This is a genomic window from Streptomyces sp. P5F9, assembly GCF_057961495.1.
In genome coordinates, this window is record NZ_JBXVPZ010000119.1 from 1 (window position 1) to 22,916 (window position 22,916).

Genomic DNA, 22,916 nt, shown 5'->3' on the forward strand with positions numbered 1-22,916 from the left:
GGCTCCGTATCAGTGATGTGACACTCTCCGGCGCTCAAAGTGGGCCATAGTCGCAGCAACCGCTCCGTAGACGACGGCCACCGTGAGCACCAGCACCGCTGAGCGGCCGTCAGGGGGAAGCATCAGCGCGGCCGTCGCGGCGGCGCCGACGAAAGCGACGTTGAAGAGCACGTCGTAGACGGAGAAGATCCGGCCGCGGAAGCCGTCGTCGACCGAGAACTGCACGATCGTGTCCGTGGCGATCTTTGCGCCCTGTGTGGTCAGGCCCAGGACGAAGGCCGCCGCCAGCATGGGGGCAGTGGTGAACGGGAGGCCGAGGGCCGGTTCCAGGAGGGCGGCGCCCGCCGCGCACACGGCGATCCAGCGGCCGGGGCCGAGTCGTCCCGCGGCCCAGGGCGTCACCACGGCCGCCACGAAGAAGCCGGCGCCGGACACGCCCAACGCCAGCCCCAGCAGGCGCAGTCCGCCGTCCGGAGTCGACGAGAGGGCGTAGCGGCAGAGCATCAGCAGGAGGACGGTCAGGGCGCCGTAGCAGAAGCGCATCAGCGTCATCGCGAGGAGGGCCCAGACCGCCTCCCTGCGTTGTGGCGCGGCGAGATGGCGTACCGCCGCTGTCAGGTCCCGGGCGGTGCCGGCGAGTGCCGTCGCCAGTCGGGGCTGGGTCAACGCGCGGTCGGGGCCGAGGAGTTCGGGCGCCATGCGCAAGGACGTGAGGGCCGCGCACAGATAGAGGGCTGCTCCCAGCAGCACCACCGCGGCGTCGGTGTCCGCGACCAGCAGCCGTACGAGGAAGGCGAGGCCGCCGCCGACCGTCGCTGCCAGTGTTCCGGCCGTGGGGGAAAGGGAGTTGGCGACGACCAGGCGTTCGTCGTCGACCACGCGCGGGAGGGCGGCGGACAGGCCGGCGAGGACGAAGCGGTTGACCGCTGTGACGCACAGGGCGGAGACGTAGAAGAGCCAGTCCGGGACGTGGCTCAGCATCAGGACGGCTGTCAGTGCGGCCAGCAGGGCGCGCAGCAGGTTGCCGTAGAGGAAGACCTGGCGGCGGCGCCAGCGGTCCAGGAGGACGCCGGCGAAGGGGCCGATGAGGGAGTACGGGAGGAGCAGGACCGCCATCGCGGAGGCGATCGCGGCGGCCGAGGTCTGTTTCTCCGGGGAGAAGACGACGTAGGCGGCGAGTGCGACCTGGTAGACGCCGTCCGCGCCCTGGGAGAGCAGGCGTACGGCGAGCAGGCGCCGGAAGCCCTGGAAGCGCAGGAGGATGCGCAGGTCACGGACGACGGCCATGGGCACAGCCTCACATACGAGGAGGGTCCCCGGGCGCAATGCCCGGGGACCCTCGACGACCGAACCGGTGGCGGGTCCTAGCGCTCGACCTCGCCCTTGATGAACTTCTCGACGTTGGCGTAGGCCTCGTCGTCGAAGTACTGGACCGGCGGGGACTTCATGAAGTAGCTCGACGCGGAGAGGATCGGGCCGCCGATGCCGCGGTCCTTGGCGATCTTCGCGGCGCGCAGGGCGTCGATGATGACACCCGCGGAGTTCGGGGAGTCCCAGACCTCCAGCTTGTACTCCAGGTTCAGCGGGACGTCGCCGAAGGCACGGCCTTCGAGGCGGACGTAGGCCCACTTGCGGTCGTCGAGCCACTGGACGTAGTCCGACGGGCCGATGTGGACGTTCTTCTCGCCCAGGTCGCGGTCCGGGATCTGCGAGGTGACGGCCTGCGTCTTCGAGATCTTCTTGGACTCCAGGCGGTCGCGCTCCAGCATGTTCTTGAAGTCCATGTTGCCGCCGACGTTGAGCTGCATCGTGCGCTCAAGACGGACACCGCGGTCCTCGAACAGCTTCGCCATCACACGGTGCGTGATGGTGGCGCCGACCTGCGACTTGATGTCGTCGCCGACGATCGGGACACCGGCCTCGGTGAACTTGTCCGCCCACTCCTTGGTGCCGGCGATGAAGACCGGGAGGGCGTTGACGAAGGCGACCTTGGCGTCGATGGCGCACTGGGCGTAGAACTTCGCCGCGTCCTCGGAACCGACGGGCAGGTAGCAGATCAGGACGTCGACCTGCTTGTCCCTGAGGATCTGGACCACGTCGACCGGAGTCTCGTCGGACTCCTCGATCGTCATGCGGTAGTACTTACCCAGGCCGTCGAGGGTGTGACCGCGCTGGACGGTGACGCCCTTGTTCGGGACGTCGCAGATCTTGATGGTGTTGTTCTCACTGGCACCGATGGCGTCGGAGAGGTCGAGGCCGACCTTCTTCGCGTCGACGTCGAACGCGGCGACGAACTCGACGTCACCGACGTGGTAGTCGCCGAACTGGACGTGCATCAGGCCGGGCACCTTGGCCGCCGGGTCGGCGTCCTTGTAGTACTCGACGCCCTGTACCAGTGAGGCGGCGCAGTTGCCCACGCCGACGATGGCTACGCGAACCGAACCCATTCCGGTTGCTCCCTGTGTGTGCGAGGTGAGGCCCTGACTGGACCTCATGTGGTGGTTTCGTCGGACGGATCCGGCCCGGGGGTGGCGCCCCCGAGCCGGGGCAGGCCGCCCGACTCCCCAGATGTGCTGTCCTGCTGAGCGGAGCCTCCGGAGGCGGGACCCTTCAGGTCCCGTCCGGCTCGCTCGCTCTCGATGAGCTCGTTCAGCCAGCGCACTTCGCGCTCCACGGACTCCATTCCGTGGCGCTGCAGCTCAAGCGTGTAGTCGTCGAGGCGCTCCCGGGTCCGTGCCAGGGAGGAACGCATCTTCTCCAGACGCTCCTCCAGCCGGCTGCGGCGACCCTCCAGTACGCGCATGCGTACGTCGCGTGACGTCTGCCCGAAGAAGGCGAAACGAGCGGCGAAATGTTCGTCCTCGTACGCGTCGGGCCCCGTCTGCGAGAGCAGCTCCTCGAAGTGCTCCTTACCTTCCGCCGTCAACCGGTAGACGATCTTGGCGCGACGTCCCGCGAGGGTGGCGGTAAGGGCGTCCTCGGGGGTGTTCCCCGCCTCCTCGATCAACCAGCCGTTGGCGACCAGCGTCTTGAGGCAGGGGTAGAGCGTCCCGTAGCTGAACGCACGGAACACACCCAGTGACGTGTTGAGTCGTTTGCGCAGCTCATAGCCGTGCATCGGGGATTCGCGGAGCAGGCCGAGGATGGCGAACTCAAGGATGCCGGAGCGTCTGCTCATCGTCGCCTCCTTCCTGTCCGCGGTCCGACCGTGACGGCCTTTATGCCGAGCTGATGTATCGACTCGATACATCCAGACGATAGAACGGCCTTCCGGATGCGACAAGTGGGGAGATGGTGAGCGGCGTCACATCACTGATTCGTTGGAATCAAGTTGCCTGATTTGGGGTGAACTTCGGGGCTAAGCAGGTTTTGACGGTGCGTAGTCTGTGCGGCATGCACACCACCGGGAACCAAGTGACGCGTGGGGGCGTCAACGTCCCCGGTGCGGTACGGATGAATGCAGAACCGACCACATCCGTACTTCGGGGGGACCGGAAACCAGCCGCCGTTTCCAGGCGCGCACGGATGCGCCTGCCCGAGGAGTAATCGTTCGATGAGCGAGCACCGTCGCAAACCGCCGCAGCCGCAGGGAGGCGGACGTGCCGCGGCCCGACGCGGCCAGTCCGGACCTACCTCCGGCCGCCGCGCGGCACCGCGAGGCGCCACCACCGGGTCTCCCTCCGACTCCTATGGGTCGAACCCCGCAGAGCCGGGGGGTGAGGAGCGCCAGTACGGCAGCCGCGCCGAAGCACGTAGGGCTGCCCAGAGAGGCGGCGGCCGTCGCAGAGAGCCCGCCGGCCAAGGTCCCGGCGGCCCGAACGGACCCGGCCGGGGCAGAGGTCGCGCTCCCGCGCCCGGCAAGAAGCGGTTCATCGACTATCCGCGCTTCGACAAGTACGGATGGCGCCGCTGGATGCCCTCCTGGAAGCTTGTCTCCGGCCTGTGCCTGTTCTTCTTCGGCAGCCTGGTGGCAGCGGTCGGCGTCGGGTACGCCATGGTCCAGGTACCCAGCGAGAACATCGCGGCCAAGTCGCAGAACAACGTCTACTACTGGTCCAACGGCGACCAGATGGTCGCCACGGGCACCGGGGCGAACCGTCAGAACATCACCATCGACCAGATCCCCCAGGCCATGCAGTGGTCGGTGATCTCGGCCGAGAACAAGAGTTTCTACACGGACTCGGGCGTCGACCCGATGGGGATCGCCCGAGCCCTGGCCAACATGGCCCGGGGCGGTCAGACGCAGGGTGGCTCGACGATCACCCAACAGTTCGTCAAGAACACCTACTTGAATCAGGAACAGACGGTCACCCGTAAGTTCAAGGAGATGTTCATCTCCATCAAGGTGGGGACGAAGTTCAGCAAAGAGCAGATCCTGCAGGGCTATCTGAACACGTCCTACTACGGCCGCGGCGCCTACGGCATACAGGCCGCCGCGCAGACCTACTACGGCGTGGACGCGGTCAAGCTGACGCCGAGCCAGTGCGCCTTCCTGGCCGCCCTGTTGAAGGGGCCGACGTACTACGACCCCATTGGCGCCACGAACATCGACCCTGCGGCGGATTCCAAGTCCAACACGGCCCGTTCCAAGGCTCGTTGGAGCTGGATCCTTGAGCAGATGCACAACGACAAGCGCATCACGGACGCCGAGTACCAGACGGCCATCAAGAAGTACCCCATGCCTCAGGGGCTCAAGGCGACCAAGGGCATGACCGGCCAGATCAGCTACCTGGTGGACACGGCCAAGAAGTACGTCCTGAACCACTCGAACATCTCGCAGACCGAGTTCGACCAGGGCGGCTACCAGATCTACACGACCTTCCAGAAGGACAAGGTCAACGAACTGAGCGCGGCCGTGAAGAAGATCCAGAAGGAGCGCATCGATCCGAAGAAGCGCGATCTGGACAAGTACGTCCAGTTCGGCGCGGCGTCGGTGGTACCCAAGGACGGAGCGATCGTCGCCCTCTACGGCGGTGACGGCTACGAGAACGGCCACTTCACCAACAACGCCGACACCTCGGGTGTCCCCGTGGGTTCGACCTGGAAGCCGTTCGTGCTCGCCGCCGCCATGGAGTACGGCACGTACAAGACGGACGGCGTCGGTATCTCGCCGCTCAGCAAGTACAACGGTGACGACCATCTCAAGGTCAGAAACCAGGACGGCACATATGTCCTGAACAAGGACAACTCGATCTTCTACCAGAACAACGAGAGCAAATACCCCTGGGGTTACATCACGCTGCGCAAGGCGATGGAGCAGTCCATCAACACGCCGTTCGTGCAGTTGGGCATGGATGTGGGGAACTCGAAGGTGCGGGACGTGGCCAAGGCGTCCGGGATACTGGACGACAGTTTTGCCACGCTGAACCCGTCCTTCGCCATCGGTACCTCGACCCCCAGCGCGATCCGGATGGCAGACGCGTACGCGACGTTCGCCGCGTCCGGCAAGCAGGCGGACCCGTACTCGGTGACGGCCGTGAAGGAGGGCGGGCAGCCGGTGCCCGGTTTCACCAAGCCGGTTGTGAAGCAGGCGATGCCGGAGAACGTGGCGAACAACGTCACGAACACCCTGGAGAACGTCATCCAGAACGGTACGGCCGAGAACGCGAAGGCTCTGGGCCGCTCGGCGGCCGGCAAGACCGGTACCACCGACAGCAACAAGTCGGCCTGGTTCGTCGGCTACACCCAGCAGCTCTCGACGTCGATCGCGATGTTCAGGGAGAACCCCAAGGACGCCCAACTGCTGTCCATGAACGGCACGGCAGGTGTGGCGTCCATCCATGGTGGTGACATCCCGACAGCGGTGTGGACCGAGTACATGGAGGCCGCGCTGAAGGGGAAGTCCGACCCCGGCTTCCCGGACGCCACCAAGATCGACAAGGTGTCGAACGAAGATGGTGCCCCAAGTCCCACTCCGACGCCCGTCGTGACACCGAGTGAGACGCCCAGCGAGACCCCGAGCGAGACGCCCAGTGAGACGCCGAGTTCGACACCTTCGGCCACCGAATCCTGCAAGTTCAGCTGGCAGTGCAGCGACGGCGGTGGCACCGACGGAGGTGTGACGTCCACGCCGACGGACACGGCCACTGCTACGGAATCCAGTGGCACCAGTAGAGGCAACGGCAACGGGGGCATCTTCGGAGGCTCAACCGGTTAGCCGCCATATCGCCTATGGAGGGTGTTTCACGTGAAACACCCTCCATAGGATGTTTCACGTGAAACGAGGGCCGTCGCATCCACGAGGTGCGGCGGCCCTCGGCGTATACCTAGGTCCGTACGGCAGGATGTGCCCCATGCCCAGTGCAGAACTGACGCCTACGAGCGTGCACGAGCCGGATCCGGTACGGCCGACCAGGGACGACCAGGTCGCCGCCGCCGGGAGTGAACTGATCGGTGGCCCCATCGGGCGGCGCGCTCTCCTGGGGACGTCCTGGTGGACTCCCGTACGGGTCGTCGCGCTGGTGGCGATCGGCATGTTCGCCCTCGGCCTGGTCCAGAAGGCGCCCTGCTACAACAGCGGTTGGTTCTTCGGAGCCAGCTCGCAGTACACGCACGCGTGCTACTCGGACATCCCGCACCTCTACCAAGGGCGCGGTTTCGCCGACGGGCTCGTGCCGTACTTCGACAAGTTGCCCGGCGATATGCAATACCTCGAATACCCGGTGCTGACCGGTGTGTTCATGGAGGTGGCCGCCTGGCTCACGCCGGGCAGCGGCAGCATCCAGCACCAGGAACAGTGGTACTGGATGGTCAATGCCGGAATGCTGATGGTGTGCGCGGCCGTCATCGTCGTCTGCGTCAGCCGCACGCACGCCCGTCGGCCCTGGGACGGTCTGCTGGTCGCCCTGGCACCCGCCTTCGCGCTGACCGCCACTATCAACTGGGACCTCCTGGCGGTCGCTCTGACGGCCGCGGCGATGCTGATGTGGTCGCGGGGCCGTTCCCTCGCGTTCGGCGTCCTGTTGGGCCTTGCCACGGCCGCCAAGCTGTATCCCGTCTTCCTGCTCGGCCCGCTGTTCCTGTTGTGCTGGCGCGCGGGCAAGTGGCGGGACTTCGGGAAGGCATTCGGAGGAACTGCCGTCGCCTGGCTGGCGGTGAACCTGCCGGTGATGCTCTTCGCCTTCGACGGCTGGTCGAAGTTCTACACGTTCAGCCAGGAACGGGGCGTCGACTTCGGGTCCTTCTGGCTGATCCTGGCGCAGAACTCCAGCGACCCGCTCAGCACCGACACCGTCAACACGTTCGCCACGCTGCTGATGCTGCTGTGCTGCGCGGGCATCGCGGCGCTCACGATGACCGCTCCGCGCCGGCCGCGCTTCGCCCAGCTGGCCTTCCTGATCGTCGCGGCGTTCATCGTGACCAACAAGGTCTACTCGCCGCAGTACGTGCTGTGGCTGGTCCCCCTGGCGGTGCTGGCCCGGCCGAAGTGGCGGGACTTCCTGATCTGGCAGGCGTGCGAGGTGGCGTACTTCCTGGGGATCTGGATGTACCTCGCGTACACGACCAGCGGAAACGCCCACAAGGGACTGCCGACCGACGGCTACCACTGGGCCATCGGCCTGCACCTCCTGGGCACGCTCTACCTGTGCGCCGTGATCGTGCGCGACATCCTCATGCCGGAGCGGGACGTGGTGCGCCTGGCGGGCGACGACGACCCCTCGGGAGGCGTGCTCGACAGGGCGGAGGACGTCTTCGTCTTCGGGGCCGCGGCCCGTCCCGGGCGGCACGCGGCCCCCTTCGACGGACCTCAGGCGGAGTGGGGCAGCGAGGGGCCGGCCGGCCGTTCGCTCTGAGCGAACAGGGCGCGGAAGGGCCTGCGAAAGACGGCGCGGCCATACGAAAAGGCCGTACACGGGAGGTCCCGTGTACGGCCTTTCGGCTGTCCTGGAGTGGCTCAGCGATCCACGATGCGGTCGAACTGCGTGGTGGTGTGCCGCAGATGGGCCACCAGCTCCTCGCCCACCTTCGGCTCGGCCGCCTCCGCCGGTACGAACAGGATCGAGACCTGCATGTGCGGCGGCTCGGCGAACCAGCGCTGCTTGCCGTCCCAGACGAACGGAGAAAGGTTCCGGTTCACTGTGGCGAGGCCGGCGCGGGCGACGCCCTTGGCGCGAGGCATGACGCCGTGCAGCGCCTTGGGGGCCTCCAGGCCCACCCCGTGTGACGTACCGCCCGCCACGACCACCAGATAGCCGTCCGAGGCCGCCTTCTGCTGCCGGTAGCCGAAGCGGTCGCCCTTGGAAACCCGGGTGACGTCCAGGACCGCCCCGCGGTACTCGGTGGCCTCGTGGTCCCCCAGCCACAGCCGGGTGCCGATACGGGCCCGGAAACGGGTCTGCGGGAACTGCTGCTGCAGCCGGGCCAGTTCCTCGGCCTTGAGGTGGCTGACGAACATCGTGTGCAACGGCAGCCGGGCTGCCCGCAGACGGTCCATCCAGCCGATGACCTCCTCGACGGCGTCCGAGCCGTCAGTGCGGTCCAGCGGGAGGTGGATGGCGAAGCCCTCCAGGCGTACGTTCTCTATGGCCGAGTGCAGCTGCGGGAGTTCCTGCTCGCTCACGCCGTGACGCTTCATCGAGGACATCACCTCGATGACCACACGGGCGCCCACGAGGCCGTACACGCCGTCGATGGACGACACCGAGCGGATGACCCGGTCCGGCAGCGGAACGGGCTCCTCGCCGCGGCGGTACGGCGTCAGCACCAGCAGGTCACCGCCGAACCAGTCCTTGATCCGGGCAGCCTCGTACGTCGTGCCGACGGCGAGGACGTCCGCGCCGAGCCGCGTCGCCTCCTCCGCCAGCCGCTCGTGCCCGAAGCCGTAGCCGTTGCCCTTGCAGACCGGGACGAGCCCCGGGAACTGCCCGGCAACGTGCTTGTGATGCGCCCGCCAGCGCGCGGTGTCGACGTAGAGCGTGAGCGCCATGGCCGGACCTGGAACCTTTCGGGTGGCTGCGGTGTATCAGAAGTATGGAAGCTGTCGACGTTATCGAAGCGAGGACCGTGAGGTCAGCGGCGCGACATGTAGATGTCGAGCGCCTTGTGGAGCAGCTTGTTGAGCGGGAAGTCCCACTCGCCGAGGTACTCGGCGGCCTGCCCGCCGGTGCCCACCTTGAACTGGATCAGACCGAAGAGGTGGTCGGTCTCGTCCAGCGAGTCGGAGATGCCGCGCAGGTCGTAGACGGTGGCGCCGAGCGCGTAGGCGTCGCGCAGCATCCGCCACTGCATCGCGTTCGAGGGCCGGACCTCACGCCCGATGTTGTCGGAGGCGCCGTAGGAGTACCAGACGTGACCGCCGACCACGAGCATCGTCGCCGCCGACAGGTTCACCCCGTCGTGCCGCGCGAAGTACAGCCGCATCCGGTTGGGGTCCTCGGTGTTGAGGGCCGTCCACATGCGCTGGAAGTACGACAGCGGGCGGGGCCGGAAGTGGTCGCGCACCGCCGTGATCTCGTACAGCCGCTGCCATTCCTCAAGGTCGTGGTAACCGCCCTGGACGACCTCGACACCGGCCTTCTCGGCCTTCTTGATGTTCCGGCGCCACAGCTGGTTGAAGTTCTTGTGGACCTCTTCGAGGGAGCGGTTCGCCAGCGGCACCTGGTAGACGTAGCGCGGCTGGACGTCGCCGAAGCCCGCGCCGCCGTCCTCACCCTGCTGCCAGCCCATACGGCGCAGCTTGTCGGCCACCTCGAAGGCGCGCGGTTCGATGAAGTCGGCCTCGATGTCCCGCAGCCGCTTCACGTCCGGGTTCTGGATGCCGGCCTTGATGGAGGTGGCCTCCCAGCGCCGGATGATGACCGGCGGGCCCATCTTCACCGAGAAGGCGCCCTGGTGCTTGAGGTGGGCCAGCATCGGCTGGATCCAGTCGTCCAGATTCGGCGCGAACCAGTTGATGACCGGACCCTCGGGCAGATAGGCCAAGTACCGCTTGATCTTGGGGAGTTGGCGGTAGAGGACCAGGCCCGCGCCGACCAGCTCGCCGGTCTTCTCGTCGAACCAGCCGAGGCTCTCGGAGCGCCACTCCGCCTTCACATCAGCCCATGCCGGGACCTGCATGTGGCTCGCCGAGGGCAGGCTCTGGATGAATGCCAGATGCTGCTCACGGCTGATGGTCCTCAGGGTCAGGCTCATTCGGGGCGCTCCTCGGGCTGGTGTGTCCCCATGGGTACAGGGGCTCCGGCTCTCGCGCCGAAGCCTACTGCGCCTTGCGAGCGCCCCGACTGGGCGTATGCAACCTTCGCCTCGGCCTGTTGGCCGCCAAGGCGTTCCGTGCTGTTTTACGCGGAGTTCGGACTGTGGCGTCCGGGCCCTCAGCTGATGACGCCGCCGAACAGGCCGCCGTGCGCCATGCCGAGGAAGAATCCGACACCCGCGGCACCGAGACCCAGGATCAGGCCGAAGCGCTCCCTTGTCGTCTCGGAGATCCACTGTCCGTACGCGCCGGTGAGGATCCCCACCAGGCCGGCCCACGAGCTCAGCAGATGCAGGTTGTGGAAGAACCCGGTGATGAACGCGGTCAGCCCGAGCACCACGGTCACCGCGAGCAGCGTGTCCTGGAGCGGATGAGGCTTGCCGTCTGTGGCGAAAAGAGAACCGGCGGTGTTGGGTCGCAATGCCTGTGCCATGTGGCACCTCCTGCGGAAGGCGGCGCATCGTCGCGCCGGACGCACCCGATGTGTACAGATTGACGCTCTCCGCCACCGGATTTCAACCGGAAGCCGGTGTGCGGGTACTCTGTACCCTCTGCACTGGTGTCTGCCCATGTCACGACCCGGAATCCCCATGAGGGGCACCCGATGTCAGTGGCGGCTGTTTTACTGGCACACACTGTTGCTTACGCATCACAACCCTCCTGCCACGGATCGACCGTGGCCGCTGAGTCCAAAGGAGGTGGGTTCCACATGCGTCACTACGAGGTGATGGTCATCCTCGACCCCGATCTGGAGGAGCGCGCTGTCTCCCCACTGATCGAGAACTTCCTCTCCGTCGTCCGTGAGGGCAACGGAAAGGTCGAGAAGGTCGACACCTGGGGCCGTCGTCGTCTCTCGTACGAGATCAAGAAGAAGCCCGAGGGCATCTACTCGGTCATCGACCTGCAGGCCGAGCCTGCGGTCGTCAAGGAGCTCGACCGCCAGATGAACCTGAACGAGTCGGTCCTCCGGACCAAGGTCCTCCGCCCCGAGACCCACTGAGCATGCAGCTCAGCTGATCTCGGGATCCGAGTAGCAGCACCAAGCAGCCAGCAGCAAACCCGCCGAGAGGTTCCCCCATGGCAGGCGAGACCGTCATCACGGTCGTCGGCAATCTTGTCGACGACCCCGAGCTGCGCTTCACCCCGTCCGGTGCGGCGGTCGCGAAGTTCCGTGTCGCGTCCACTCCCCGCACCTTCGACCGCCAGACGAACGAGTGGAAGGACGGCGAAAGCCTCTTCCTCACCTGCTCGGTCTGGCGTCAGGCGGCGGAGAACGTCGCCGAATCGCTCCAGCGGGGCATGCGCGTCATCGTGCAGGGCCGGCTGAAGCAGCGGTCCTACGAGGACCGTGAGGGCGTCAAGCGCACGGTCTACGAACTGGACGTCGAGGAAGTCGGCGCCAGCCTGCGCAGTGCCACGGCCAAGGTCACCAAGACCGCCGGCGGCGCTCGCGGTGGCCAGGGCGGCGGTTTCGGCGGCGGTGGTGGCGGTGGCCAGGGTGGCGGCGGCTGGGGTGGAAACTCCGGCGGCGCCAGCGGTGGCGGCGGTGGCGGCTACTCGGACGAACCCCCCTTCTAGGCCCTCGGGCCGAGGGTGGGTCGTACCCACACTTCTTGATCACACAGGAGATACACCATGGCGAAGCCGCCTGTGCGCAAGCCGAAGAAGAAGGTCTGCGCATTCTGCAAGGACAAGGTCCAGTACGTGGACTACAAGGACACGAACATGCTGCGGAAGTTCATTTCCGACCGCGGCAAGATCCGTGCCCGCCGCGTGACCGGCAACTGCACGCAGCACCAGCGTGACGTCGCCACGGCTGTGAAGAACAGCCGTGAGATGGCGCTGCTGCCCTACACCTCCACCGCGCGATAAGGGAAGGGTGACCGACTAATGAAGATCATCCTCACCCACGAGGTCTCCGGCCTCGGTGCCGCGGGCGACGTCGTCGACGTCAAGGACGGTTACGCTCGCAACTACCTGATCCCGCGGAAGTTCGCTATCCGCTGGACCAAGGGTGGCGAGAAGGACGTCGAGCAGATCCGTCGTGCTCGCAAGATCCACGAGATCCAGACCATCGAGCAGGCCAACTCCGTGAAGGCCCAGCTCGAAGGCGTCAAGGTCCGTCTGGCCGTCCGCTCCGGCGACGCCGGTCGTCTCTTCGGTTCCGTCACCCCGGCCGACATCGCTTCCGCGATCAAGGCTTCCGGTGGCCCCGAGGTCGACAAGCGTCGTATCGAGCTGTCTGCCCCGATCAAGACCCTGGGCGCCCACGAGACGTCCGTGCGTCTGCACCCCGAGGTTGCCGCCAAGGTCAACATCGAGGTCATCGCAGCCTGATCGCTGCACTCGGCACAGCTGAGAGAGGGGCCGCACCCGCTGGGGTGCGGCCCCTCTGCTGTGCTCCGGGATGGGGCATTCGTGGTCCGCGTGTCGCCTCCGGGGCTGCGCTACGGCGTTCATGTTTCACGTGAAACATGATGGTGCGCCGTGTTTCACGTGAAACGGTCAGCGGGTCGCGCCCGTGACAACCCAGCGTCCCGAGCGGGCCCGCAGCAGGAGCGTCAGCATCCGCACCGTCATCATCAGGGTCATCGCTCCCCAGAGTGCGGTCAGTCCGGCGCCGAGGACCGGTACGAGCAGCGCCACTGGAGCGAAGACCGCCAGGGTCACCACCATCGCCCCGGCGAGATACGGTCCGTCTCCCGCGCCCATCAGTACCCCGTCCAGGACGAAGACGACGCCACAGATCGGCTGGGAGAGCGCGACCATGATCAAGGCGGGCAGGGCGGTGTCCTTGACGGTGGGATCGCTGGTGAACAAGGGGAGGAAGAACGGACGGGACAGGATCACCAGGAGACCGAGCACCACTCCGACGGCGATCCCCCACTGCACCATGCGACGGCAGGCGGCGCGGGCACCCGCGGGATCGTTCGCACCGAGGTAGCGGCCGATGATGGCCTGGCCCGCGATCGCGATGGCGTCGAGTGCGAAGGCCAGCAGAGACCACAGGGACAGGATGATCTGGTGGGCAGCGATGTCGGCGTCCCCGAGGCGGGCCGCGACAGCGGTGGCGATCAGGAGGATCGCTCTCAGGGAGAGGGTGCGCACGAGGAGCGGTATGCCGGCCTGGGCCGAGGCTCGTATCCCTGCGGCGTCCGGGCTGAGGGAGGCGCCGTGCCGGCGGGCTCCGCGGACGACCACGACGAGATACACGGCAGCCATGCCCCACTGGGCGATGACGGTGCCCCAGGCGGAACCGGCGATACCGAGGTCGGCGCCGTAGACGAGCCCTACGTTGAGGGCGGCATTGGCGACGAAGCCTGAGACGGCGACGTAGAGAGGTGTCTTGGTGTTCTGCAGTCCGCGGAGGACTCCGGTGGCGGCGAGGACGATCAGCATGGCCGGGATGCCGATGGAGGAGATCCGCAGATAGGTCGTGGCGTAGGGGGCGGCGGTGTCCGAGGCGCCGAAGAGGCCGATGAGGGCGGGTGCCGAGGGGAGGACGACGGCTATGACGGTGGCGCCGATCAGCAGGGCGAGCCAGATGCCGTCCATGCCCTGGCGGATGGCGGCCTGGAGATCACCAGCGCCAACGCGTCGGGCGACGGCCGCGGTGGTGGCGTAGGCGAGGAAGACGAAGACGCTCACGGCTGTCGTTAGGAGGGCGGATGCGACTCCGAGTCCGGCCAGTTGTGCCGTACCGAGATGGCCGACGATCGCGCTGTCGGCCATGGTGAAAAGGGGCTCGGCGACGAGCGCGCCGAAGGCCGGGACGGCCAGCATGACGATCTCTCGGTCGTGCTGTCTTCGGGTGGCCCTGGTGGCCGCGGGAGCCTGTGTCATGAGCACTAATCTAATCGTCCACAGGTAAGAGATGCAATTGCTTTCTGACCCTTACCTTTGATCTCGCCTCGTGTCCTCTCGCGCACTGTTCGAAGCGATCTTGGTCCGATGTGGAAAGTTTTTCTTCTGCACAGCCGGTGGATGGGAAAGGTGCAGGTCAGATCGGCTACGGCTGAAGTGGCGGGGTCTTGTTCACAGGGCTGTCCACCGGGTCGTGCACAGGTTTTGGCAGGTTCTCCACAGCATCCGGGCCGTCGTCCACATGGCCTGTGGATAACCAGATTGGCTGACGGTGCCCGCGGGCCTACGGTGGACCGGCGCCCGCTCCGTCCGTCGGCCTGAGAACCATCACAAAACCGACGCGCCCGTACCGGAGTTGGGCGCTTCATTTGTCAGTGCCGTGCCGTAGAAATAAGGGGCATGGCGAGGTCCGCTCGACGGACGGGAGGAGGTGGCTCGGTGAGTATTTCCGAGCCCTTGGACGACCCGTGGGCCGAGAGCGGTCCAAGTGATCGTCTGCCCGCTTCCCGACGACGAGGTGACGGAGGCCGCGGCCGGGACGAGCAGCACGACCGCGGCAGGGAGGGCGGCGAGTGGGAAGGCGCGGGTTCGGCCTTCGAACGCGTGCCGCCGCAGGATCTCGATGCCGAGCAGTCCGTGCTCGGCGGCATGCTCCTGTCCAAGGACGCCATCGCCGATGTCGTCGAGGTCCTCAAGGGTCACGACTTCTACAAGCCCGCGCACGAGACGATCTACCAGGCGATCCTCGACGTCTACGCCAAGGGCGAGCCGGCCGACCCGATCACCATCGCCGCCGAACTCACGAAGCGCGGTGAGATCAACAAGGTCGGCGGCGCATCGTATCTGCACACGCTAGTCCAGACCGTCCCCACGGCGGCGAACGCCGAGTACTACGCGGAGATCGTCCACGAGCGGGCCGTCCTGCGCCGCCTGGTCGAGGCCGGCACGCGCATCACCCAGATGGGATACGCGGCCGACGACGACGTCGACGAGATCGTCAACCGGGCCCAGGCCGAGATCTACGCGGTCACCGAGCAGCGGACCAGTGAGGACTACCTTCCGCTCGGCGACATCATGGAGGGTGCGCTCGACGAGATCGAGGCGATCGGCTCACGCAGCGGCGAGATGACCGGCGTACCCACCGGGTTCACCGACCTCGACTCGCTCACCAACGGTCTGCACCCGGGCCAGATGATCGTCATCGCGGCCCGTCCCGCCATGGGTAAGTCCACACTCGCGCTCGACTTCGCTCGCGCGGCGTCGATCAAGAACAACCTCCCGAGCGTCATCTTCTCCCTCGAAATGGGGCGCAACGAGATCGCGATGCGTCTGTTGTCCGCCGAGGCCCGAGTCGCCCTGCACCACATGCGCTCCGGCACCATGACCGACGAGGACTGGACGCGGCTGGCGCGCCGTATGCCCGAGGTGTCGTCGGCACCGCTCTACATCGACGACTCCCCGAACCTCTCGATGATGGAGATCCGCGCCAAGTGCCGCCGGCTCAAGCAGCGCAGCGACATCAAGCTGGTGATCATCGACTATTTGCAACTGATGCAGGCCGGTGGCTCCAAGCGCCAAGAGAGCCGTCAGCAAGAGGTCTCGGACATGTCCCGAAACCTCAAGCTCCTGGCCAAGGAGCTGGAGGTCCCGGTGATCGCGCTCTCGCAGCTGAACCGTGGTCCCGAGCAACGCACGGACAAGAAACCGATGGTGTCCGACCTCCGTGAGTCCGGCTCCATCGAGCAGGACGCCGACATGGTCATCCTGCTGCACCGCGAGGACGCGTACGAGAAGGAGTCCCCGCGCGCGGGCGAGGCCGACATCATCGTCGGCAAACACCGTAACGGCCCGACGGCGACGATCACCGTCGCCTTCCAGGGCCACTACTCACGCTTCGTGGACATGGCGCAGACGTGACCGGGCGGCTGTTGGCGGCCGACCCGGGGCCGTGTCCCCAGAAATGTGCTCGACGTACGGACGTCCCGGCGGATGGACTGGGGGCATGACGACATCTCAGGACGACTTGCTTCCCGGTACCCGCCGGGCGCTGTTGCATCGGATCGCCGTGGCCCAGGCCGAGGGGCGGGCGCCGTCGTTGGTCGCGGCGGTGGTGCGGGACGGGCGGGCGGTGTGGCACGGCGCGCGGACCTCGGTGGATGGACACGGGCCGGACGAGAACGTGCAGTACAGGATCGGCTCGATCACCAAGACGTTCACCGCCGTCCTGGTTCTGCGGCTGCGCGACGAGGGCGTCCTCGACCTCGGTGACCCGCTGGAGAAGCATCTGACCGGCACCGGCGCGGGGGAGGCCACCATCGCCCAACTGCTCGCACACACAAGCGGGTTGGCGGCCGAGTCGCCTGCGCCCTGGTGGGAGCGGACGCCGGGTTCCCTGCGTCCGGAGCTCCACGATGTGCTGGGCGAACAGCCGCTGCTGCATCCGGTCGGCCGCCGGTTCCACTATTCGAATCCCGGCTATTCGGTGTTGGGCGCGCTCGTCGAGGAGTTGCGGGGCGCCCCGTGGGAGGACGTACTCCGGCGGGAAGTGCTCGAACCCCTGGGCCTCGACCGTACGAGTGCTCAGCCGCAGGCACCGCACGCGGGTGGCTGGGCGGTGCATCCCTGGGCCGATGCGCTGTTGCCGGAACCCGCCGAGGATCTGGGCCGTATGGCGTCGGCCGGTCAACTCTGGTCCACCACCGGCGACTTGGCGCGGTTCGCTGTCTTCCTCGCCCATGGGGACGACCGGGTTCTGAGTGCGGAGTCCGTACGGGAGATGCGGACGCCAGCGGCACCGGCCGAGGCGGTCGATGTCGTGGACGGCTCCGCTTACGGTCTCGGCCTACAGGTCCAGCACCGCGATGGGCGGCTGCTCGTCGGCCATTCCGGATCGCTGCCCGGTTTCCTGGCGAACCTCACCATCAGCCTGGCCGACGACGTCTCGGCCGTCGTGCTGGCCAACTGCACCTCGGGTCCCCTGCTGTCCTCGGTGGGTGCCGATCTCGTCCGGATCGTCGCCGAGGCCGAGCCGAGGATTCCCGAGCCGTGGCGTCCGATGCCCGAAGTAGACGCCGCCGCGCTGGAGTTGGCGGGGCAGTGGTACTGGGGTACGCACGGCTTCGCCCTTCGGCTGACGGCCGACGGCGGTGCCTCACTGGAGCCACTGGCCGGCAACGGCCGCCGCTCGCGGTTCCGGGCCAACGGTGACGGCACCTGGACGGGGCTGGAGGGTTACTACGCCGGAGAGCTCCTACGGCCCGTACGGCGCCCGGACGGGTCCCTGAGCCACCTGGACCTCGGATCGTTCGTCTTCACGCGTCAGCCGTACGAGGAGAACGCTTCCGTGCCGGGTGGGGTGGACCCGGAGGGGTGGCGGGGGATCCGTTAGCCGTTGTAGTTGTAGAGGCGTCATGTTTCACGTGAAACATGACGCCTCTCACTGTCGGCCGGGACGGACGCTTCGCTCTCTTCGGAGGAGGGGTCTTCTCAGAGGGGGAGCTTGAAGCCCACGTGCGAGGCGGTGAAGCCGAGTCGCTCGTAGAACCGGTGGGCGTCTGTCCGCGTGACATCGGACGTCAGCTGGACCAACTGGCAGTCCTGGCGGCGTGATTCGGCGATCGCCCACTCGATGAGCTGCGTACCCAGGCCGCTGCCCCGCTCATCCGCGTGGATGCGTACGGCCTCGATGATCGAACGTGTGGCGCCCTTGCGGGACAGCCCCGGAACGACCGTGAGTTGGAGGGTACCGACGACGCGGCCCTCGCGGACGGCGACGACGAGGTGCTGGTTCGGGTCAGCGGTCAGACGGTCCAGGGCGGCCAGGTAGGGCGTCAAGTCGTCCGGTGACTCGCGTTGGGAACCCAGGGGGTCGTCGGCGAGCATGGCGACGATGGCGGGGACGTCCTCGGTGACCGCGGCTCGTATTTCAAGATCTCCCATGACCACACCTTAGGCAGAGGCGTGTGGGTGCGGGACGGACCTACGCGGGCACGTTCATCGACTCCACGACCCGGACCAGTGGCGCCAGTTCGGGGTTCGTGGCCGCCGCGTCGAGGGCTTCGCGCAGGGCGGTGTCGTTGGTCGGGCGGGCCTCTTCGAGCAGGGCGAGGCCGGCCTCGGAGACGTTCGTGTAGATGCCCCGGCGGTCGGTCGGGCACAGGTACCGCGCGAGCAGGCCGCGGTCCTCCAGCCGGGTGACGAGCCGGGTGGTGGCGCTCTGGCTGAGGACGACCGCGTCGGCGACCTGCCGCATCTGCAGATGGCCCCCGTCACCGTCGTGCTGTCGGCTGAGCACGTCGAGCAGCGAGTACTCGCGCATGCTCAGGTCGTGCTTGGCCTGCAGGGCGCGCTCGATGTGCGCCTCGATCCTCCCGTGCAGCAAAGAGAGGGCGCACCAGCCCTGGGCGAGGGCGGTGAGTGCGGGGTCCGTCGCTGTCATTGGCGTTTCCTCCGTCCCGGAGCGGCTGAACCCAGGATAGAGCACAGATGAAATAGTCCGCGCTTGCATATAGCCCGCGTCTGCAACTATTGTGAGCGCACGCAAAGCGCTCCTGCAATCTTCTGGGAAGGGTACCTCCACATGCCTCTCGCGCTTCTGGCCCTCGCGATCGGGGCCTTCGGAATCGGAACGACCGAGTTCGTGATCATGGGGTTGCTGCCCCAGGTCGCGGGTGACTTCGGGGTCTCCATCCCCACCGCGGGACTGCTGGTCACCGGCTACGCGCTGGGTGTGGTGATCGGCGCCCCGCTGATGACCGTGCTCGGCACCAAGGTCCCCCGCAAGCGGATGCTGATGCTGCTGATGGGCCTGTTCATCCTCGGCAACCTGCTCTCCGCCGTCGCCCCCAGCTTCTCGGTGATGCTGATCGGCCGCGTGGTCGCCTCGCTCGCCCACGGCGCCTTCTTCGGCATCGGCTCGGTCGTCGCGGCCGGACTGGTCGCCCCGGACAAGAAGGCCGGAGCCATCGCGATGATGTTCACCGGACTGACCGTCGCCAACGTCGTCGGCGTCCCGCTGGGCACCCTCGTCGGGCAGTCCGTCGGCTGGCGCGTCACCTTCGCCATCGTCGCGGGCCTCGGTGTGATCGGCCTGGCCGGTATCGCCAAGCTCGTGCCCGACCTGCCCAAGCCCGAGGGCGTACGGCTGCGGCACGAACTGGCCGCCTTCAAGAACACCCAGGTCCTGCTCGCCATGGCGATGACCGTCCTCGGCTTCGGCGGCGTCTTCGCGGCCATCACCTACATCGCGCCGATGATGACCCACGTCGCCGGCTTCGCCGACGGCTCCGTCACCTGGCTGCTCGTCCTCTTCGGCCTGGGCATGGTCGGCGGCAACCTCGTCGGCGGCAAGTTCGCCGACCGCGCCCTGATGCCCATGCTGTACGTCTCGCTGGGCTCCCTGGCCGTCGTGCTCGCGCTCTTCACGGTCACCGCGCACAACAAGATCGCGGCAGCCGTCACCATCGCCCTCATCGGCGCCCTGGGCTTCGCCACCGTGCCGCCGCTGCAGAAGCGTGTCCTCGACCAGGCGCACGGCGCCCCGACGCTGGCCTCAGCAGTGAACATCGGCGCGTTCAACCTCGGCAACGCGCTGTCCGCCTGGCTCGGCGGCATCGTCATCGCGGCCGGCTTCGGCTACACCGCCCCGAACTGGGTCGGCGCCGTCCTCGCCGCAGCAGCCCTGGTCCTCGCGATTCTCTCGGCCGCCCTGGAGCGACGCACCAGCGCCCACGGCGCAATCGTGGCGGCCGGCACGCCGAGCGAACAGCAGACCGCCGTCCATCACTGACCTCACCCGGCCGGAGCGGGGAGACGCGGGGCCAGGGCCGTCCCCGTGCATCCCCACCGGCCTTGGTCCCCCGACCAACAGCCGACCTCGGCTGTCCGACCACCACCAGAAACAGCAACACCCGCAAGGAGAAACCCTGATGAGCACCACCACCGCCGTAGCCCCGCTGACCATCCAGGACGCCGAAGCGCTCGTCGCCGAGGCCCGCCGAGCCGCGGAGGCTGCCGGGGTCACCGTGAGCATCAGCGTGCTGGACGCGGGCGGTCATCCGCTCGCCTTCCGGCGGGACGACCGGGCTGTGCTGATCTCCGGTGAGACCAGCACCCGCAAGGCGTACACGGCGCTGCAGCTGGACGCCCCCACCGCCGACCTCGTCGACGCCGTGCAGCCCGGAGGCCTCTTCCACACCCTGCCCACCGCGCTCGACCGGCCGCTGCTGTTCATCGCGGGCGGTATCCCGGTGCGCCGTGACGGCCGGCTGATCGGAGCGATCGGGGTCGGTGGCGGCGCACCCGCGCAGGACCACGGCTTCGCCCAGGCCGCCGCGGAGGCGCTTGTCTGACGTCTGTGGGTGACGGAAACGCCGGTTCTCGACGAGGTGGGTCGGGAACCGGCGTTCTGCGTGTTCGGGGACCCTCAGCCGGCCGCGACCGTCAGTGGGGCGAACCGTCGTGTCCAGTCGCCGGGCAGTTCGGCGATGCCGTACGTCATCACGGAGTTGAGGGCGGAGGAGGCGAGGCCGTGTTCCTTCGCCCAGGACAGCAGGTCTTCGTGGCGTACGTCGATGTCGGTGCGCAGGGGACGGTCGGTGCGGGCGGCGAGTGAGGCGAGAAGGGCCTTTGCCGTCTCCGTGTCCTGTGCGATCAGTGGGCCGATGACCTGGGTGTCCATGTTGGGCCAGGCGGCCGCGTAGCCGATGATCAGGCCGTTCTCCTCCGCGAGCCTCAACTGGTCGGAGAAGGCGGGCAGCCGCGTGATGAGGGGCGTGCGGTCGGTGCCGAACACCGCCTCGTCGAGGCGCAGGATGCCGGTGAGGTCCTCGGCCGTGGCCGCACGGGTGGCGATCGGGGACTCGGGTCCGGCAGATGTGAAGTGGCCGCGGAGCGTCTCGGACCGGCCGGTCGCCTTGAAGCCGAGTTCTTCGTAGAGCGGGCGGCCGTTCGGGGTCGCGTACAGGGTCAGCGGTGTGGTGCCCATCGCTGAGACCAGGTGCTGCATCAGTCGGCGTCCCACGCCCTGACGGGCGTACCGCTCGGCGACCAGGACCATGCCGATGGCAACCAGATCCGGGCGGTCCTGCGAGCCGTACTCCGTGACGACGCATGCCGCGAGGAGACCGCCTTCGGGGGCGTCGATGCCGTAGCCCTTTCCGGCGCTGAGGAGAAAGCCCCACTTGTGTTCCTCGCGTGGCCACCCCCGGTCCTCGGACAAGTCGGCGCAGGCGAGGCGATCGCGGAGCGTCAGCCGGCGGATGGGCAGAGCTGCGAGGGAAGGAGTCGGCACGCAGGTCAGGCTGTCTGACGTGCGTTGTCGGCGTCCACCTGTTTCCGGTGAGACGTACGTGCTTTTGGCCATGTCGTGATCAGCGGCACAACACACGCACAGAAGCCGGATGTTTCACGTGAAACACCGGCGAACGGCGAGCATCCGGCGGCCTCGGGCAAGGCGCCACAGGTCCGCCCACTAACCTCGTGGCTCATGGCGAGACTGCATCTCTTCGACCTCGACGGCACTTTGCTGCACGGAACCAGCGCGCCCATGGAGATCTCCCGTCAACTCGGCCTGGAGGCCGAGACGGTGGAACTCGAACAGGCGATCTCGACCGGGCTGATCGGACCGCCGGAGTATGCGACCCGCGTGTACGCGCTATGGGCGGATCTCACCGAGGAGCATGTGGCGGCGGCCTTCGAAGGAGCCCCTTGGCTGGCGCGGATCCGTGAGGTCTGGGCCGAGATCAGGAGCGCCGGCGAGTACTGCGCCGTCGTATCGCTCTCGCCTTCCTTTTTTGTGGAACGGCTCACGGGCTGGGGCGCCCACGCGGCACACGGATCGCTTTTCCCCGCCGTGCCGTTCACCGCGCCGTCCATGGACCTGACCGGAGTCCTCAGCTCCGCTGCCAAGGTGGTGATCGCGGACCGGCTGTGTGAGGAGTTCGGGGTGACGCGGGCGGACTGCGTCGCATACGGCGACTCGATGTCGGACAAGGACCTGTTCGGTGCCGTGCCCGTCTCCGTCGCGGTCAACGCGGATCAGCATCTGTCGGGCCTCGCGACCCACTCCTATGAGGGGCGGGATCTATGGGATGCCTACGAATTGGTGCGCGGCGCCCGGTAATTGAGGGAATCGATGGTTCGGCCCTCCCTCTGTTCGCGGGGGAGCGAGGCGGCATTCGTGTGCGGACCGCGGGCCGGTAGGGTCGACTCCGGTTCTTGGCCGGAGCCGGACGCCGCGTGAGGGTGCTGCGGGCAATGTCACACTCTTGCCTTACTTGTCCGTACGCAGTGGGAATGTGGGTTGGATATGGCTGTATCGGCAGCTTGACCGAACGGGGAGAAGCAAGCCGTCCGCGCGGAAGCAGTCAGCTTCCGGCTGAGGAAGCGCGCAGACCGACCGAAAGATGTTCGAGGCGAGGCACACCATGGACGCTCCGACCACCCCGTCGGCCGACAACGGCACGTCCGGCGGCAGCGGCGGAGGCGGCTGGTTCACTCCGCGCAAGCAGCCGGAGGTATCTCCGGGCGAAGAGCGTGGGACGAAGGAGGGACGGCGTCCGGCAGTGCTCCGTCCGGTCCGCAGGGGCGTGGCGGCGGGGAGTGCAGAGCTTCCGCCCACGGACGGTTCGGCCTCCTCGACTCGACCAGCCCCCTCGGCTCCCTCCACCCTCTCGACTTCACCCGCCTCAGTGGCCCCACCCGTCTCGCCGACTCCAAGCGGCGACGGTCGCGCATCCCATCCGGACGGGCACACCGCTCAGCAGGATGTGACGCCCGGACAGCAGCGAATACCGTCGGCCGTGACCGCCCCGCAGCGCTCACCTCCCGTCCGGCCCTCGCCCCCCGTCCAGCCTTCAAC

At 67.4% G+C, this 22,916-nt stretch carries 21 protein-coding genes; 11 read left to right on the top strand and 10 right to left on the bottom strand.

From position 1 onward, the window contains the following. Positions 1-9: 9 nt before the first annotated feature. The 3 genes from AC31A1_RS20450 to AC31A1_RS20460 all read right to left on the bottom strand — a co-directional run bounded on the left by AC31A1_RS20450 (position 10) and on the right by AC31A1_RS20460 (position 3,178). Positions 10-1,287, bottom strand: a complete 1,278-nt coding sequence (locus AC31A1_RS20450) for an MFS transporter (RefSeq protein WP_489654688.1) — start codon at positions 1,285-1,287, stop codon at positions 10-12. A gap of 77 nt (positions 1,288-1,364) precedes the next feature. Next, positions 1,365-2,447: an inositol-3-phosphate synthase gene (locus AC31A1_RS20455; protein ID WP_489654689.1), complete on the bottom strand. Its 1,083-nt coding sequence runs from the start codon at positions 2,445-2,447 to the stop codon at positions 1,365-1,367. A gap of 44 nt (positions 2,448-2,491) precedes the next feature. Continuing rightward, a complete protein-coding gene (locus AC31A1_RS20460) occupies positions 2,492-3,178 on the bottom strand; it encodes a PadR family transcriptional regulator (RefSeq protein ID WP_489654690.1) in 687 nt (228 codons plus the stop codon). 735 nt (positions 3,179-3,913) lie between these two features. On the opposite strand from AC31A1_RS20460, the gene AC31A1_RS20465 reads away from it, so the two are divergent. Both AC31A1_RS20465 and AC31A1_RS20470 read left to right on the top strand, forming a co-directional pair. Beyond that, positions 3,914-6,157: a transglycosylase domain-containing protein gene (locus AC31A1_RS20465; RefSeq protein ID WP_489654691.1), complete on the top strand. Its 2,244-nt coding sequence runs from the start codon at positions 3,914-3,916 to the stop codon at positions 6,155-6,157. Between the two features lie 136 nt (positions 6,158-6,293). Further along, a complete protein-coding gene (locus tag AC31A1_RS20470) occupies positions 6,294-7,793 on the top strand; it encodes a glycosyltransferase family 87 protein (protein ID WP_489654692.1) in 1,500 nt (499 codons plus the stop codon). Between the two features lie 101 nt (positions 7,794-7,894). On the opposite strand, the gene AC31A1_RS20475 is transcribed toward AC31A1_RS20470, so the two are convergent. From AC31A1_RS20475 to AC31A1_RS20485, 3 genes are all read right to left on the bottom strand, one after another. Next, a complete protein-coding gene (locus AC31A1_RS20475) occupies positions 7,895-8,926 on the bottom strand; it encodes an alanine racemase (RefSeq protein WP_393750525.1) in 1,032 nt (343 codons plus the stop codon). 83 nt (positions 8,927-9,009) lie between these two features. Further along, a complete protein-coding gene (femX, locus tag AC31A1_RS20480; RefSeq protein WP_033285753.1) occupies positions 9,010-10,131 on the bottom strand; it encodes a peptidoglycan bridge formation glycyltransferase FemX in 1,122 nt (373 codons plus the stop codon). Between the two features lie 179 nt (positions 10,132-10,310). Next, entirely contained in the window at positions 10,311-10,625 is a 315-nt protein-coding gene (locus tag AC31A1_RS20485) for a hypothetical protein (protein ID WP_318017438.1), read from the bottom strand. A gap of 276 nt (positions 10,626-10,901) precedes the next feature. On the opposite strand from AC31A1_RS20485, the gene rpsF reads away from it, so the two are divergent. The 4 genes from rpsF to rplI all read left to right on the top strand — a co-directional run bounded on the left by rpsF (position 10,902) and on the right by rplI (position 12,529). Further along, the gene (rpsF, locus tag AC31A1_RS20490) at positions 10,902-11,192 is read left to right on the top strand and encodes a 30S ribosomal protein S6 (RefSeq protein ID WP_006604399.1); all 291 of its coding nucleotides are present in this window, start codon (positions 10,902-10,904) and stop codon (positions 11,190-11,192) included. Between the two features lie 77 nt (positions 11,193-11,269). Then, complete coding sequence (locus tag AC31A1_RS20495; RefSeq protein ID WP_489654693.1) at positions 11,270-11,770, top strand: single-stranded DNA-binding protein; 501 nt, start codon at positions 11,270-11,272, stop codon at positions 11,768-11,770. A gap of 57 nt (positions 11,771-11,827) precedes the next feature. Then, positions 11,828-12,064, top strand: coding sequence for a 30S ribosomal protein S18 (gene rpsR / locus AC31A1_RS20500; RefSeq protein WP_006381652.1), 237 nt, complete (start codon positions 11,828-11,830; stop codon positions 12,062-12,064). A gap of 18 nt (positions 12,065-12,082) precedes the next feature. After that, positions 12,083-12,529: a 50S ribosomal protein L9 gene (gene rplI / locus AC31A1_RS20505; protein WP_019073380.1), complete on the top strand. Its 447-nt coding sequence runs from the start codon at positions 12,083-12,085 to the stop codon at positions 12,527-12,529. 168 nt (positions 12,530-12,697) lie between these two features. Here rplI and AC31A1_RS20510 read toward each other — a convergent pair whose 3' ends face one another. Next, positions 12,698-14,035 (bottom strand): MATE family efflux transporter, encoded by a 1,338-nt coding sequence (locus AC31A1_RS20510; RefSeq protein WP_489654694.1) that lies wholly within the window; start codon positions 14,033-14,035, stop codon positions 12,698-12,700. A 459-nt stretch (positions 14,036-14,494) separates the two neighbouring features. Here AC31A1_RS20510 and dnaB point away from each other — a divergent pair, with 459 nt between their 5' ends. Both dnaB and AC31A1_RS20520 read left to right on the top strand, forming a co-directional pair. After that, positions 14,495-15,973 carry a replicative DNA helicase gene (gene dnaB, locus AC31A1_RS20515; protein ID WP_026150108.1) on the top strand — a complete coding sequence of 493 codons (1,479 nt, stop codon included), beginning with the start codon at positions 14,495-14,497 and terminating at the stop codon, positions 15,971-15,973. A gap of 85 nt (positions 15,974-16,058) precedes the next feature. Then, complete coding sequence (locus AC31A1_RS20520; protein WP_489654695.1) at positions 16,059-17,444, top strand: serine hydrolase domain-containing protein; 1,386 nt, start codon at positions 16,059-16,061, stop codon at positions 17,442-17,444. A 98-nt stretch (positions 17,445-17,542) separates the two neighbouring features. Here the strand turns inward: AC31A1_RS20520 and AC31A1_RS20525 are convergent, their stop codons facing one another. Then, on the bottom strand, positions 17,543-17,995 hold the full coding sequence (locus AC31A1_RS20525) for a GNAT family N-acetyltransferase (protein WP_489654696.1): 453 nt from the start codon (positions 17,993-17,995) through the stop codon (positions 17,543-17,545). Positions 17,996-18,035: 40 nt separating this feature from the next. Then, positions 18,036-18,494 carry a MarR family winged helix-turn-helix transcriptional regulator gene (locus AC31A1_RS20530; protein ID WP_033285758.1) on the bottom strand — a complete coding sequence of 153 codons (459 nt, stop codon included), beginning with the start codon at positions 18,492-18,494 and terminating at the stop codon, positions 18,036-18,038. A gap of 141 nt (positions 18,495-18,635) precedes the next feature. Here AC31A1_RS20530 and AC31A1_RS20535 point away from each other — a divergent pair, with 141 nt between their 5' ends. Together AC31A1_RS20535 and AC31A1_RS20540 are read left to right on the top strand one after the other, a co-directional pair. Further along, the gene (locus tag AC31A1_RS20535; protein WP_489654697.1) at positions 18,636-19,844 is read left to right on the top strand and encodes an MFS transporter; all 1,209 of its coding nucleotides are present in this window, start codon (positions 18,636-18,638) and stop codon (positions 19,842-19,844) included. Between the two features lie 139 nt (positions 19,845-19,983). Then, positions 19,984-20,406 carry a GlcG/HbpS family heme-binding protein gene (locus tag AC31A1_RS20540; RefSeq protein WP_489654698.1) on the top strand — a complete coding sequence of 141 codons (423 nt, stop codon included), beginning with the start codon at positions 19,984-19,986 and terminating at the stop codon, positions 20,404-20,406. 74 nt (positions 20,407-20,480) lie between these two features. Here the strand turns inward: AC31A1_RS20540 and AC31A1_RS20545 are convergent, their stop codons facing one another. Continuing rightward, positions 20,481-21,347 carry a GNAT family N-acetyltransferase gene (locus AC31A1_RS20545; RefSeq protein WP_489654699.1) on the bottom strand — a complete coding sequence of 289 codons (867 nt, stop codon included), beginning with the start codon at positions 21,345-21,347 and terminating at the stop codon, positions 20,481-20,483. A gap of 195 nt (positions 21,348-21,542) precedes the next feature. Between AC31A1_RS20545 and AC31A1_RS20550 the strand changes: the two genes are divergently transcribed. Continuing rightward, a complete protein-coding gene (locus tag AC31A1_RS20550) occupies positions 21,543-22,178 on the top strand; it encodes an HAD family hydrolase (RefSeq protein WP_489654700.1) in 636 nt (211 codons plus the stop codon). Positions 22,179-22,916 lie beyond the last annotated feature (738 nt).

What these genes read in the sequence shown, in the direction of transcription:
- AC31A1_RS20470 (WP_489654692.1), top strand. Translation starts at nt 6,294, where the DNA reads ATGCCCAGTGCAGAACTGACGCCTACGAGCGTGCACGAGCCGGATCCG.
- AC31A1_RS20485 (WP_318017438.1), bottom strand. Translation starts at nt 10,625, where the DNA reads ATGGCACAGGCATTGCGACCCAACACCGCCGGTTCTCTTTTCGCCACA.
- AC31A1_RS20520 (WP_489654695.1), top strand. Translation starts at nt 16,059, where the DNA reads ATGACGACATCTCAGGACGACTTGCTTCCCGGTACCCGCCGGGCGCTG.
- AC31A1_RS20530 (WP_033285758.1), bottom strand. Translation starts at nt 18,494, where the DNA reads ATGACAGCGACGGACCCCGCACTCACCGCCCTCGCCCAGGGCTGGTGC.
- AC31A1_RS20475 (WP_393750525.1), bottom strand. Translation starts at nt 8,926, where the DNA reads ATGGCGCTCACGCTCTACGTCGACACCGCGCGCTGGCGGGCGCATCAC.
- AC31A1_RS20550 (WP_489654700.1), top strand. Translation starts at nt 21,543, where the DNA reads ATGGCGAGACTGCATCTCTTCGACCTCGACGGCACTTTGCTGCACGGA.
- rpsR (WP_006381652.1), top strand. Translation starts at nt 11,828, where the DNA reads ATGGCGAAGCCGCCTGTGCGCAAGCCGAAGAAGAAGGTCTGCGCATTC.
- AC31A1_RS20450 (WP_489654688.1), bottom strand. Translation starts at nt 1,287, where the DNA reads ATGGCCGTCGTCCGTGACCTGCGCATCCTCCTGCGCTTCCAGGGCTTC.
- AC31A1_RS20540 (WP_489654698.1), top strand. Translation starts at nt 19,984, where the DNA reads ATGAGCACCACCACCGCCGTAGCCCCGCTGACCATCCAGGACGCCGAA.
- AC31A1_RS20525 (WP_489654696.1), bottom strand. Translation starts at nt 17,995, where the DNA reads ATGGGAGATCTTGAAATACGAGCCGCGGTCACCGAGGACGTCCCCGCC.
- AC31A1_RS20460 (WP_489654690.1), bottom strand. Translation starts at nt 3,178, where the DNA reads ATGAGCAGACGCTCCGGCATCCTTGAGTTCGCCATCCTCGGCCTGCTC.
- AC31A1_RS20455 (WP_489654689.1), bottom strand. Translation starts at nt 2,447, where the DNA reads ATGGGTTCGGTTCGCGTAGCCATCGTCGGCGTGGGCAACTGCGCCGCC.
- femX (WP_033285753.1), bottom strand. Translation starts at nt 10,131, where the DNA reads ATGAGCCTGACCCTGAGGACCATCAGCCGTGAGCAGCATCTGGCATTC.
- AC31A1_RS20510 (WP_489654694.1), bottom strand. Translation starts at nt 14,035, where the DNA reads ATGACACAGGCTCCCGCGGCCACCAGGGCCACCCGAAGACAGCACGAC.
- AC31A1_RS20465 (WP_489654691.1), top strand. Translation starts at nt 3,914, where the DNA reads ATGCCCTCCTGGAAGCTTGTCTCCGGCCTGTGCCTGTTCTTCTTCGGC.
- rplI (WP_019073380.1), top strand. Translation starts at nt 12,083, where the DNA reads ATGAAGATCATCCTCACCCACGAGGTCTCCGGCCTCGGTGCCGCGGGC.
- rpsF (WP_006604399.1), top strand. Translation starts at nt 10,902, where the DNA reads ATGCGTCACTACGAGGTGATGGTCATCCTCGACCCCGATCTGGAGGAG.
- AC31A1_RS20535 (WP_489654697.1), top strand. Translation starts at nt 18,636, where the DNA reads ATGCCTCTCGCGCTTCTGGCCCTCGCGATCGGGGCCTTCGGAATCGGA.
- AC31A1_RS20495 (WP_489654693.1), top strand. Translation starts at nt 11,270, where the DNA reads ATGGCAGGCGAGACCGTCATCACGGTCGTCGGCAATCTTGTCGACGAC.